The organism is Flavobacterium sp. RSSA_27 (genome assembly GCF_051547125.1).
Lineage (GTDB): Bacteria > Bacteroidota > Bacteroidia > Flavobacteriales > Flavobacteriaceae > Flavobacterium.
Genome location: NZ_JBPTTN010000008.1, coordinates 1 through 13174 on the forward strand (window position 1 = coordinate 1; position 13174 = coordinate 13174).

Sequence of the window (13174 nt, forward strand, 5' to 3'; positions counted from 1 at the left end):
AGTTCGCCCCAAGAGATATAACGGACAGCCGGAAATAGCTCCTAAAAAAAACACTACTATATATTGAAGGTGTTTTAGTAAACGTTTATATTTGCATTCCTAAAATAAAAAGAACAATGATTAGTATTACTTTACCCGATGGGTCGATTAGAGCGTTTGCGCCGGGAACCACTCCGATGGAGGTTGCCAAAAACATTAGTGAGGGATTTGCAAGGAATGTCATTTCGGCATCTTTTGAAGGCACTACTATTGAGACGAGCACCCCATTGACCACGGATGGAAGTCTTATTTTATACACATGGAATGATGCAGAAGGAAAGAAAGCTTTTTGGCATTCCACCTCTCATGTCATGGCTCAGGTATTAGAGGAAATGTTCCCAGGCATACAATTGACTCTTGGTCCAGCTATTGCCAATGGTTTTTATTATGACGTTGATTTTGGTGATCAAAAAATCACAGAAGCTGATTTCAAAGCTATCGAGAATCGTATTTTAGAAATTTCGAGAGAGAAGCATGAATTTAGAATGCGTGCTGTTTCTAAAGCAGAAGCCTTGGAAGTTTACAAAAACAATGTATACAAAACAGAATTGATTAGTAATTTAGAGGACGGAACCATAACATTTTGCGATCATGCTACTTTTACTGATTTATGTAGAGGAGGTCATATTCCGAACACCGGTATCATCAAGGCAGTTAAAATTATGAGTGTCGCAGGTGCTTACTGGAGAGGTGATGAAAAAAACAAACAATTAACCAGAGTTTATGGAACTTCCTTTCCTAAACAAAAGGATTTAAACGATTACCTAGAATTATTAGAAGAAGCTAAACGACGTGACCATAGAAAACTCGGCAAAGAATTGGAGTTGTTTGCTTTCTCTCAAAAAGTAGGACAAGGTTTGCCATTATGGCTACCAAAAGGGGCTGCTTTAAGAGATCGATTGGAGCAATTTTTGAAAAAAGCCCAGAAAAAAGCAGGTTACGAGCAAGTGGTAACTCCCCATATTGGACAGAAAGAATTGTATGTAACTTCGGGTCATTATGCCAAATATGGTGCTGATAGTTTCCAGCCCATCAACACCCCAGCCGAAGGAGAAGAGTTCTTGCTAAAACCAATGAACTGTCCTCATCACTGTGAGATATACAATGTACGCCCATGGTCTTACAAAGATTTACCAAAACGTTATGCTGAATTCGGAACCGTTTACCGTTACGAACAAAGTGGAGAGTTGCACGGACTAACTCGTGTTCGAGGATTTACTCAGGACGATGCTCATATTTTTTGTACTCCAGAACAGCTAGATGAAGAGTTCAAGAAAGTAATTGACTTGGTACTGTATGTTTTTGGGTCTTTAGGATTTGAAAACTTTACCGCTCAAGTATCTTTGCGTGATAAAGAAAATAGAGACAAATACATTGGAAGTGATGAAAACTGGGAGAAAGCAGAAAATGCCATTATCAATGCTGCCAAAGACAAAGGACTGAACACTGTTGTAGAATATGGTGAAGCCGCTTTTTATGGTCCAAAATTGGATTTCATGGTCAAAGACGCTTTGGGTAGACAATGGCAATTGGGGACTATTCAAGTAGATTACAACTTGCCAGAACGTTTTGAATTGACCTACAAAGGCTCTGACAACGAATTACATAGACCTGTAATGATTCACAGAGCCCCATTTGGTTCTATGGAACGATTTATTGCGATTTTGCTTGAGCACACTGCAGGAAATTTCCCTCTATGGTTAATGCCAGAACAAGCTATAATCTTGTGTTTGAGTGAGAAATATGAAAATTATGCTAAAAAAGTTTTAAATCTGCTAGAAAATCACGAAATTCGCGCCCTAATTGACAATAGAAACGAGACTATTGGAAAGAAAATAAGAGATGCCGAAATGCAGAAAACCCCATTTATGTTGATTGTAGGTGAGGAAGAAGAGAAGAACGGTACGGTTTCTATCCGACGTCACGGTCAGGAAGGCAAAGGAAATATAAGCGTAACAATAGATGAATTTGCCGCTATTGTTGCAAAAGAAATTAGCAAAACATTGAAAGTATTTACAGTTTAACTTAAATTATAAAGCCATAGCAATAAGAAGCAACAGAGGTTATCAACCTCGCGTAGAAAAAAAGGATGCCCACAGAATCAACAACAACATTCGTGGGATACAAGAAGTAAGACTTGTAGGTGAAAACATTGAACCTGGTGTTTTTAAATTAGCCGAAGCATTACGTCTTGCGGATGAATTTGAATTGGATCTAGTTGAAATTTCTCCAAATGCAGAGCCTCCGGTTTGTAAAATTATGGATTATAAGAAATTTGTCTACGAACAAAAGAAACGTGACAAAGTCCTTAAAGCCAAATCTTCGCAAGTGGTGGTAAAAGAAATTCGTTTTGGTCCTCAAACCGATGAGCACGATTACGAGTTTAAAAGAAAAAATGCGGAGAAATTCTTGAAAGAAGGTGCTAAATTGAAAGCGTTTGTATTCTTTAAAGGACGTTCTATCATCTATAAAGACCAAGGTCAAATCTTGCTGTTACGTTTGGCAACAGATCTTGAAGAGCATGGAAAAGTAGAAGCAATGCCGGTACTTGAGGGTAAACGTATGATTATGTTTATTGCACCGAAGAAAAAGAAATAAAGCCTCCCCCAGCCCCTCCAAAAGAGGGGAGAAAAAACTCTAACAAGATTCATAGGGTGAGTAATAATATCATTTCTCGTTTCCCCGTTTGGTGGAGCTTGGAAGGGAAAAATAAGTAAGTAAGAATAAATTAAAAATCTAGGAAAAAATGCCTAAAATGAAAACCAAATCTAGCGCCAAAAAACGTTTCAAAGTTACTGGTTCTGGAAAGATTAAAAGAAAGCATGCTTTTAAAAGTCACATCTTGACTAAAAAATCTAAAAAACGTAAATTAGCTTTGACTCACTCAGCGCTAGTTCACACAACAGATATGAAAAGCATCAAACAACAATTAAGAATTATCTAATAAAAGTATTAAGTCTTGAGAATTGAGTATTAAGACTATTACTTTACAGAATTCTTTAGGTTAAAAAACATTTAATAACCTTGGAGTATGGCCATAAGTTCCTTTGATTGAATTCAGGACGCCTGCTACAAAAAAAACAGTAAAATTATGCCAAGATCGGTAAATTCAGTTGCTAAAAGAGCAAGAAGAAAAAAAATAATGAAGCAAGCCAAAGGTTTCTTTGGAAGACGTAAAAACGTTTGGACAGTTGCTAAGAACGCGGTAGAAAAAGCAATGTGCTACGCCTACCGTGACAGAAAAGTGAACAAAAGAAATTTCCGTGCTTTATGGATTCAACGTATTAACGCTGGAGCTAGATTGGAAGGAATGTCTTATTCACAATTCATTGGGAAATTGAAAGCTAACAATATCGAATTGAACCGTAAAGTTCTTGCAGATTTAGCGATGAATCACCCAGAAGCCTTCAAAGCAATACTTAATAAAGTAAAATAAACGTTTTATCAACTCAATTTAGATTACTTACTTATAAAAAGTCCCATTCATATGAACGGGACTTTTCTTTTTCTTGTCATTACAATACTAATAACGGCGCTATAATTCCAAAATTTAATTGTCCGGTATTTCCATTAGCAACATTTAAATTATTGAGCGCATAATCAGAATACCTGTTTACATTTCCTATATAGGCAACATAGCACTTTAAGTTCAAATCTTTAAAAGGTAAATATTGGAATGTTGGTATGAAACCAAAAGAATGTAATAATAATTTTCCTCCTTTTGGATCTGGATTTCCGTTCCAACTTGCTTTACTGTTCATCAAAGTTACTAATAGACTGCATTTTGAATTTAACAAATATTCAGCACGGACCCAATTTTCAACATAGCTAACATCTTGAGCGGCATAATTTGAAATTGGCTTTATCATTCTAGAAACCACACCTTTACGGTCTAATTCTTCATTTGTGAATTTAAAATCATAAAATAAAACAAATTTTTTGAAGGAAAACTTGTTGCCTAAAGCCAGATAATTCATCCCTGTATTTTCTGCTTCATTATGGTAGCTGTAACTGTAAGTTGTAGACCACTTACCATTAAAAAACTTGCCTCTCCAATTAAAAACCATAGCCAAAGGAAACTTTGAAGGCACGATTTCTGGAGGAGCTGTTGCCCCATATTGTTCTTGGAAGGTTGCCGTCCTAGAATTTAAAAATTGCAGTCCAAACACATTTTTAGTATCTTTTAAAGCATGTGTCAACCCAGCTCCCACTAAAAAAATATCTGCATTCCCTATTATTGTATTATATTTTAGAATATCAATTGGATTAAAATCAAACTCATAACCGCCATAATCTGAAACCAATTTACCTACTGAAAGTTTGGTTTGACTACTTAGATCAAAACGTACTAAAGCTATATCGGTAGCCCGGCTCACACCGTCTAAATTTCCCGGATTAGTGTCTTTAGTATATCTATCGCGAAATCTAAAAAAGACTTTGTCATGAATTTTTCCTTTGAATTCCAATCGAAATTGATTGACATTAAAATTAGAAAATTGATGATCTCCATCGCTAAATTTGTTTTCAAATGCGATTCTAGTATTAAAAATAACATCTACATTTTTAAGAAGCGATTGTTTTGATAATGGTATGATCGACGGGATTGTATCAGGCTGGAGCAAACCTTCTTGATTCGATTGTTTTTGCATTTCTTGGCTATACCCAATTGCGATAAATAGAAGTAAAAAAATAGAGACGCTTTTTTTCATAAGTAGAAACTTTTATAAATTATTAAATGATCTCATTTATTACTTTTAGAACAACGAAAAGAAAGTAAAAATAAGCACAAAATTCTTGACCAGACACTAAGGTTCAAGAGGTTAAAAAATAAAACCTATCTGATAATTCCCTCAAATATAACAAAAAAGATAATACATTTTAACTGCTTATTGGTGCAATAATTTCAAAAAGACACTAGAACTATTGGCACTTTCAAAGTAAAACTTGTTTGGTTTTGAAATAATTTCGCTATATGTTTTAACCGCAAGGTGCGCAAAGGAAAATCACAAGCTTCAAAATGTATAGGGTCTGGTAGTTCAATTGAAAAACGTTTGCTACAATTCCACATTCGAAATTTAGAAGTAGCCAATGTCTTCAGTAATTTATAGGTAGTACTGATGATTTGTGCTAAACTCAATTATTTCAAACATTACTAATCTAAAGACTCACTTTACTATTACACTTAAGAGTTAATAAACCTAGGATTAATCAAATTATCAATAGCATAAATTTCGTCCCATTTGGCTTGTGTTATTAATTGGCGTTCCAAAACAGCAATCTGATGGACACTTTTGCCTGTTTTTAGAGCTTCTCCTGCAATACTTGCACTTTCTTCGTACCCTAAAATTGGATTCAATTGCGTCACAATTCCGATGCTGTTCATCACTAAGTCATAGCAATGCGTTTCGTTGGCTGTGATGCCAAGAATACATTTGTCTATTAAAGTATGAAGGGCATTAGATAAATAATCGAGAGAGGTAAACATAGCGAATGCTATTACAGGCTCCATTACATTCAATTGCAATTGTCCGGCTTCGGCCGCCATGGTTACTGTCAAATCTTGTCCTATTACGTAAAAGCATGTTTGATTGACTACTTCTGGAATTACGGGATTTACTTTTCCAGGCATGATAGAAGAACCAGGTTGGCGAGGTGGTAAATTGATTTCGTTGAAACCGGTTCTTGGTCCTGAGCTCAAGAGACGAAGGTCGTTACAAATCTTAGAAATTTTTACTGCGGTGCGTTTTAGTGTTCCCATGATTTGTACATAAGCGCCAGTGTCTACGGTAGCTTCGATTAAATCAGGAGAGAGTGTTAGTGGAATTCCGACTTCTTGGGCCAAATATCCCACACATTTTTCTGGGTAACCTTCTGGTGCATTTACCCTAGTTCCTATGGCAGTTGCTCCCATATTGATTTCGAGCACCAAACTTTGCGCTTATTTTAAACGTTTGATATCCTCACCTATAGTTGTCGCATAAGCGTGAAATTCTTGTCCTAAAGTCATGGGTACGGCATCTTGCAACTGGGTACGTCCCATTTTTAATACTTTACTAAATTCGCGTCCCTTAGTTGTAAATGCTTTTTCTAGTTCTTCAAGAGTAGCTAAAAAACTTTCCATTTTCAGGTACAATGCAATTCTGAAAGCAGAAGGATAAGCATCGTTTGTGGATTGAGAGCAATTGACATGATTGTTTGGGTGTAAGTATTGGTACTCCCCTTTTTTGTGTCCTAAGTATTCTAAGCCGATATTGGCGATCACTTCATTGGCATTCATATTTACAGAGGTTCCAGCCCCACCTTGAATTAAATCGCTCACAAACTCTTGGTCAAATTTTCCTGCTATCAATTGGTCGCTCCCGTAACAAATGGCTTCTGCAATTTTGGCATCTAAGACACCGCACTCTTTGTTGGCCAAGGCTGCTGCTTTTTTTACATAGCCTAAAGCTTTGATAAACAAAGGTTCTTTTGAGATTGGAATTCCTGTGATATTAAAATTTTCAATGGCTCTAAAAGTTTGGATTCCGTAATATACTTCGTTTGGAATTTCCAATTCTCCTAAAAAATCATGTTCTTTTCGTGTTGCTTTCATAAAAGTATTGTTTTTTATGTGGTGATTGGCTGAATTATGAAAAAATTTTTCTTTAAAAGACAAAATAAATAAAATATTAAACAAATGTACTAAATAATAAGTTAAATTCGTTTTATTTTTCAATAATAAGAAAAAATTAAATTCAAAGCAAAACACTTACTCTTGACGGTCTTGATGCTGTACTGTTTCCTTTTCGGGTGTTTTACCACCATTGTAATAGAAGAATAATCGAAGGGTATGGTTGGCATCGTACTGATAGCCCGAATATTTTTGTTGAAAGACATTCATATAACCAAAATCGTAACTGAGTTTTGGGGTTATGTTTTGACGGATTCCTATGAAAATTCGATTTTGATCGAGCGTATTGTACACTACTTCTTTGCCAAAATGCAGTAATAGCTCTTCGGCAACTACCACCGATGGGAGTGTCTTGTCTTTAAAAACAGGAATCGTAAAACTTAACAAATAGCGCACTCTATTGGTGAATCGGGTATCGACAGCGACGTCATTGACCATTTTTTCTTGCCATCGTTGCTCGTTTCTTAGCCTTTGAAGCACATTGATTTTTCCTATTTTGGATGTATACACCAGTTGTTGATACAAACGATTTTCATCCGCAAAATTGTTCCACTCGGGTTTGGCTGGGGCTAACCACAAATGAGCATAACCCAAAGCTAGAGTCAGCTTAGGATAAGCTTTATAAGTAATTCCGGTTCTAGCGAAATAAAAATTTTCTTTGTCGGCAAAATCTGTTCTTCGGATGTGCACATCATTCATCATGCCCCAACGGTCGTTGAATTTGTAATTGGTATTGAGACTTACCCATGTTTGGGCTTGATGATTGACTTCTTTGGCAGTTTTGGTTTGTGCGTAGTTAGAATAAAAACAACATGATCCAAAAAAAAATAATAGGAATCGGTACATTATGTGTAAATTATTTGAATAAAAAAAAACTCACTATTGTGGATGACAATTCACTCGTATTGCTTTTTTTTTACTTCCAAATTTAGGCAATTTTGGGGGACAACTGGTTGTTAATTTTTTCTTTATTTTGATTTATGGACAGGTCGCGATATGAAATTTGAACAGGTCATGATATGGAATTTGGAAAGGTCGTGATATGGAATTTTGGGCAGGTCACGACCTGTCCCTACGTATTATATTGTATTGTTTTATTTATTTTAATCATCTTTATAAATGTACTACTCCTTAAAATATTTTTTAATGATATAAGGCGTAATTGGTTTTAAGGTTTTACCTGTAGTAGGGTGTAATCCTGGTTGATTAAAAAGTTCAATCTTACCATCGATTTTAGCATACCAAACTTTTGGTTGGCCATTTTCAAAATAGGTATTTATTTTCTTTGAATCTAATTTTTTTAAACCTAATTTTTCTTTGCTTATTGGAACTCGTGAGTCAAAAAAATCACTACTCTCAGTAGAGCAATCCACAACTTCATAATGATTGGTATTCCATTGCATGCATTCATTTTTAGGGAGCAAAGTACCAAACCCAATTCCTAATCCAAACAAAACCGCACCAATTGTAAATACTTTTTTATAACGGATTAATAGCGATTTTCTTTGAAAATCATTCATCACCCTACCTCCTTCAGAAACTACAGAAAATTGTGCATCTCCTTTATTATCCTTTAAAATCATCTCCTCATTATTCAACTCGTTCCCTTCATTTTTAAAATAACTATGAAAAGGTCGTGGATTAAAATCTACAAGAATGGCGGCCAATTCTATTCGATTTCTATTTTCAGAATTTTTTTCACCCTTTAAAAAGGAAATCACTGATTTTAATTTCCCTATACCATAATTTTCTATGGCTCTAGTCAATTTTTCTTCCTCTTTTGCATTAAAAAAATACCTAAAAATCATTTCATCCTTTGGACTCATCTTATTTTCGGCCATTCTCAAACACAAATCTCTCAACTGAGCTGGTGTAACATTGGATAAGTCCCCGCTGCCATAAATCCCCACTCTTTTTATTACTTGAAATTGTGCTTTTATCCCCTCTTTGTACTCTTCAAAAGTAATTGTATTCATAAACTCCAACGGATTGTATTAGAATTAGTAGATCTCAACGGAATTACTGGAATTATTGGAATCTCCTTAGTATTAACCTCTAGAGTGGTCATTCCTTTGCTACTGAATTAGTGCTTGTTCTATTTCTTGAAACGTACAAATGTACAAAACAAGTTTAAAAAAAGTGCGGGTAAACTTTGGGTTTAGTTAACCTATAAAGAATCAATTCAGGATCAACTTTAATAGCACACTTCAATCCACATTCATATTAATACAAAGGGTTTTTAAGAATACACTCCTAATCCAACTCCTTCGATTATTTAATCGAACCGACTTTCCTATTTCAAATTTTAAATCAAATCTTATGAAAAGAATAGTTGTTTTTTCGTTTTATTTATTGGCAATTATGACATTTGTTTCTTGTACCAATGATGAATTGGAACCAATTACTCATTCATCCAACACTTCAATATTTTCTGATGATAGCGATTACACAGGTGGAAATTCGAGTGGACAAACCCCAATCACACCTCCAAAAAAATAAAAGATGACACTCTATTAATTCGAATTTATTTGATATTTTCGGGAAATGATTTTTCAAAAAACATCTATCCCTTTTTTCATGTTTCAACTGTTGTTGGGATGTTTTTTCTTTTCTTGTACTCGTAAAACTCCAATTACAAATGAGGTCCCTACTGTAAGTGCTTATGATCAATACATTACAACTGCAGAAGATTTTTATGCCAAAGGGGTTTATGACAGCGCTTACTTCTACTACAATCATATTCGCAACCAAAGTTCTGTCCAAACTGAGGCAGATAAAATAGCCTATTCCCTTATCAGAATGGCAGTTATTCAGCAAATGCTTGGCGATTATATAGGGAGTGAATCAACTGCAACTGAAGCAATCTCGTATTTTCAAAAAGACACCGAAGCCCAATACAAAGTGGCTATTTACAACACCTTAGGCATTAACTACAAAAACTTATTTGATTACCCAAATGCTATTCGGTATTATCAAAAAGCGAGTGCACTATCCGACACACCTCTTCAAAAAGCTATTCTACAGAATAACATCGCTGTGGTATATATGGAGCAACATCGTTATAAGCAAGCCATTCAACTATTAACGGCTCTATCTCAATCCCCTATCGCTTTGCAAAATCTAGAACATCAAGCGAGAGTTTTGGACAATTTAGGCTATTGCTATTTTAAAATCAACGATTCTAGAAGTAGCGCTTATTTAAAAAAGGCATTAGCCATTCATCAACAAATACAATTTGACTATGGCTTGATTACCAGTTATGGGAATTTGGCTAAATACTATCAAAAAAGTAATCCCCAATTGGCTGAAAAATACGCACTACAGTCCTATACTAAAGCCACTACCCTCCACAGTACCGAAGATCGCTTGTTTGCTTTGACACTCTTGATGGATGTAAGTGCGCCTTCAAAAATTCGCACCTTCTCTAAACAATACCTACAACTCAACGACAGTGTAAATAAGGTGAAACAAATCGCTAAAAATCAGTTTGCCAAAATCAAATACGATGCGACTCAGGAACGCAATGAAAATTTACAATTAAAAGCAGAAAAAGCAGAAAATGAGTTGACCTTAGCCCAACAAAGAATCAACAATTACCTACTGTTTTTTATACTTTTATTCGTATTAGCTTCGGTGGTATTGTTGTACCACTATCTAAAAAATAAAAGCCAGAAAGAAAAGCAAGCCGCTATAGAGGAAAGCGAAAGCCGAATGGCAAAAAAAATGCACGATGAGTTGGCCAATGATATGTATCAACTTATTGCTTTTGCGGAAACCCAGGACTTACAAAATCCCATTCAAAAAGAAACTTTATTGGATAATTTGGATAAAATTTATACTCTTACGAGAAATATATCCAGAGAAAATAGTCCGATTAGTACTGGTGAATCCTACGAATTGGAGTTAAAAGAAATGCTTTCAGGTTTTACCTCTTCGCAAGTACAAGTCATTTTAAAAAATATCAGTAGTATTCCTTGGGACAAAATAGCAAAAGAGCCAAAAATAGCATTGTATAGGGTATTACAAGAACTCATGGTCAACATGAAAAAGCACAGCCAAGGTTCTTTTGTGGTTTTGCGATTTGAAATGAATGCCAAAGCGCTCCTCGTACATTATTCAGACAATGGAATTGGCATGCCACATCCCATTCCTTCAAAAAATGGACTTCAGAATGTGGAAAACCGTATTCATGCTATTGGTGGAACTATTATTTTTGACCCTATCCACTCAAAAGGGCTAAAAATTCAACTAGTATTTCCTAAATAAAACCAAGTATGTTTCAAAAAGTATTGATTGTAGATGATATTGACTGCAATGATGTAGCAGCAATGCGTGTTTTAGAATCCTTAGACGTACCCCATATAGACTTTGCAAAATATTGTGACGATGCCTTGCTCAAAATCAGAAGAAGTTATCTAGACCATGCTCCATTCGATTTATTGATTACCGATTTGTCTTTCAAAGCAGACCATCGCTCGGTCCAACTTACTTCTGGAGAAGCGTTAATCGAAGTGGTAAAGGAGTTGTTTCCCGAAATCAAAATCATTGCTTTTTCTATTGAAGACAAATCTTATCGCATCAAATCGTTGTTTGACCATTTGGGCATCAACGGTTTTGTAATGAAAGGCCGTAATAGCATGATTGAGCTACGCAAAGCTGTAGAAATAGTGGCTAACCAAGATACCCCTTACTTATCCGCAGATTTACAGTATATTTTTCAGGATAAATTGGTTAATGAAATTGATGATTATGACATTCAATTACTAACCTATCTCTCAAAAGGCGTTTCACAAGAAGCGATGGAATCGGTTTTGAAGCAAGCCGGTATTACACCTAACAGCAAAAGCACTATCGAAAAACGCATCAGTAAACTCAAAATTTACTTCAAAGCACACAATACGACTCATTTGATATCGATTACTAAAGACTTGGGTTTGATTTAATCTAGATTGAAAAATTCAAATTTCAAATTTCAAAATCCAAATTCCAAAATCCAAATTACAAATTACAAATTCCAAAATCCAAAATCCAAAATCCAAATTACAATTCTGGAGAATAGGGATAAAAAATAGAGAAGCTTTGCTACTTTTTAATAATGAAAAACGCTGTATATAGTGAAAAGTTTAGAAAAGATTTCTGAAAACTTGCTGCAATTCATTTAGTAAAAGCACTTTTAGGAAACTGTAATTTTAACCGCAAGGTTCGCAAAGAAAAAAATCGCAAGGTTCGCAAAGTTTTCAATTGGGGTTGTAATTGAATATAGATAGGGAGGAATTCCAAAATTAAAATTTCAAATTCAAAATTCAAATTCCAAATCAAAAATTCCAAAATCCAAAATCCAAATTACAATTCTAGAGAATAGGGATAAAAAATAGAGAAGCTTTGCTACTTTTTAATAATGAAAAACGCTGTATAAAGTGAAAATTTTGTAAAGATTTCTGAAAACTTGCTGCAATTCATTTAGTAAAAAGCACTTTTAGGAAACTGTAATTTTAACCGCAAGATCCGCAAAGAAAAAATCGCAAGGTTCGCAAAGTTTTCAATCGGTGGTTTGATGCAATAGAGGTATAGAAATTCCAAAATCCAAATTACAAAATCCAAATTACAAATTACAAATTACAAAATCCAAATTCCAATATCTTATCAGGATGCCTTGGTATTAAATGCCGGGGAAATTTGATGCATTAAAAGTATGAGCTAGCTACATTTATGAGTTGTTTCTGAAGGGGTAGCACTATAAAAAAGCCTCTTTGCGGTTTCCCGTAAGGAAGTTATTCTATAGCACCCTATTTTTGACTTTTTTCAAAAACAATGCTTATGTTGCCTTGCTACCGTACTATAATTTTAGCATGTTGTTTGTTATTTTTATATCCATTGACCCTTTTGGGGTGCCATGAAAAAATAACACCACCCCAAGCAACTCCAATAGTTGTAGATAGTTTATCTCCTTTCCCGAAAAAACCTTATTTTATACCCTTCTATACCGATTCGTTGGTTGTAAAAGAGTTCCCAACCCAACAACACGTTTCCCCAAAAAAGAAAAGTATTGCCCGAAAAAGAAAAGGAAAAACCGCCTTTCCTTCCCAGTAATTTCCTTTTGCCAGTATCAGCAACTGTAAGGCCTTTTTTATAGAAAGAAAAGATGGTTGCTAAGTAAAGAACAAATTGCAAACAACTTCAATTACAAAAATAAAGGTGACTTGAAGCACCACTTCCTAACCCAATAATTATCAAAAGTTTAACACTGCATCATGACATAAATCAGCTCCTAAAACTACGTCTTACAATAAATTTGTATCTGTAAAAAAAATGCGACATCCAATACTTACTATCTTTATGTAGATTTAGAAGTTTTAATAGTTTTTTTTTGTTAGAAGCAGTATAGTTCAGTTATAAATGTAAAAAAAAGAAAACCCAACAATAAATTTATAGTAGTAGATCCTTCTGAAGATTTTTTAAAACAAA

The 13174-nt window shown here is 34.8% G+C and carries 10 protein-coding genes and 1 pseudogene; 7 read left to right on the forward strand and 4 right to left on the reverse strand.

The annotated features are described in order from the left end of the window. Nucleotides 1–116 precede the first annotated feature (116 nt). The 4 genes from thrS (at nucleotide 117) to rplT (ending at nucleotide 3475) form a co-directional block, all read left to right on the forward strand. Nucleotides 117–2063, forward strand: coding sequence for a threonine--tRNA ligase (gene thrS, locus ACSVH5_RS11700; protein WP_438061608.1), 1947 nt, complete (start codon nucleotides 117–119; stop codon nucleotides 2061–2063). Between the two features lie 16 nt (nucleotides 2064–2079). Then, nucleotides 2080–2637 carry a translation initiation factor IF-3 gene (gene infC, locus ACSVH5_RS11705; RefSeq protein ID WP_370516465.1) on the forward strand — a complete coding sequence of 186 codons (558 nt, stop codon included), beginning with the start codon at nucleotides 2080–2082 and terminating at the stop codon, nucleotides 2635–2637. A gap of 148 nt (nucleotides 2638–2785) precedes the next feature. Further along, complete coding sequence (gene rpmI, locus ACSVH5_RS11710) at nucleotides 2786–2983, forward strand: 50S ribosomal protein L35 (RefSeq protein ID WP_024982756.1); 198 nt, start codon at nucleotides 2786–2788, stop codon at nucleotides 2981–2983. A gap of 147 nt (nucleotides 2984–3130) precedes the next feature. Then, nucleotides 3131–3475 (forward strand): 50S ribosomal protein L20, encoded by a 345-nt coding sequence (rplT, locus tag ACSVH5_RS11715; RefSeq protein WP_342693462.1) that lies wholly within the window; start codon nucleotides 3131–3133, stop codon nucleotides 3473–3475. Nucleotides 3476–3554: 79 nt separating this feature from the next. Here rplT and ACSVH5_RS11720 read toward each other — a convergent pair whose 3' ends face one another. The 4 genes and pseudogenes from ACSVH5_RS11720 to ACSVH5_RS11735 form a co-directional block, all read right to left on the reverse strand. Further along, complete coding sequence (locus tag ACSVH5_RS11720) at nucleotides 3555–4748, reverse strand: porin (RefSeq protein WP_438061609.1); 1194 nt, start codon at nucleotides 4746–4748, stop codon at nucleotides 3555–3557. 473 nt (nucleotides 4749–5221) lie between these two features. Then, nucleotides 5222–6631 (reverse strand): annotated as a pseudogene (gene aspA, locus ACSVH5_RS11725) (aspartate ammonia-lyase). Nucleotides 6632–6787: 156 nt separating this feature from the next. Continuing rightward, complete coding sequence (locus ACSVH5_RS11730) at nucleotides 6788–7555, reverse strand: DUF2490 domain-containing protein (protein WP_438061610.1); 768 nt, start codon at nucleotides 7553–7555, stop codon at nucleotides 6788–6790. A gap of 278 nt (nucleotides 7556–7833) precedes the next feature. Next, on the reverse strand, nucleotides 7834–8685 hold the full coding sequence (locus tag ACSVH5_RS11735; protein ID WP_438061611.1) for a hypothetical protein: 852 nt from the start codon (nucleotides 8683–8685) through the stop codon (nucleotides 7834–7836). Between the two features lie 343 nt (nucleotides 8686–9028). Between ACSVH5_RS11735 and ACSVH5_RS11740 the strand changes: the two genes are divergently transcribed. Genes ACSVH5_RS11740 through ACSVH5_RS11750 form a run of 3 tightly spaced genes read left to right on the forward strand, consistent with a single transcriptional unit; the run spans nucleotide 9029 to nucleotide 11652 of the window. Further along, complete coding sequence (locus tag ACSVH5_RS11740) at nucleotides 9029–9208, forward strand: hypothetical protein (RefSeq protein WP_438061612.1); 180 nt, start codon at nucleotides 9029–9031, stop codon at nucleotides 9206–9208. A 45-nt stretch (nucleotides 9209–9253) separates the two neighbouring features. Continuing rightward, nucleotides 9254–10975 (forward strand): tetratricopeptide repeat-containing sensor histidine kinase, encoded by a 1722-nt coding sequence (locus tag ACSVH5_RS11745; RefSeq protein WP_438061613.1) that lies wholly within the window; start codon nucleotides 9254–9256, stop codon nucleotides 10973–10975. Nucleotides 10976–10983: 8 nt separating this feature from the next. Further along, nucleotides 10984–11652 carry a response regulator transcription factor gene (locus ACSVH5_RS11750; protein WP_438061614.1) on the forward strand — a complete coding sequence of 223 codons (669 nt, stop codon included), beginning with the start codon at nucleotides 10984–10986 and terminating at the stop codon, nucleotides 11650–11652. Nucleotides 11653–13174: the final 1522 nt, after the last annotated feature.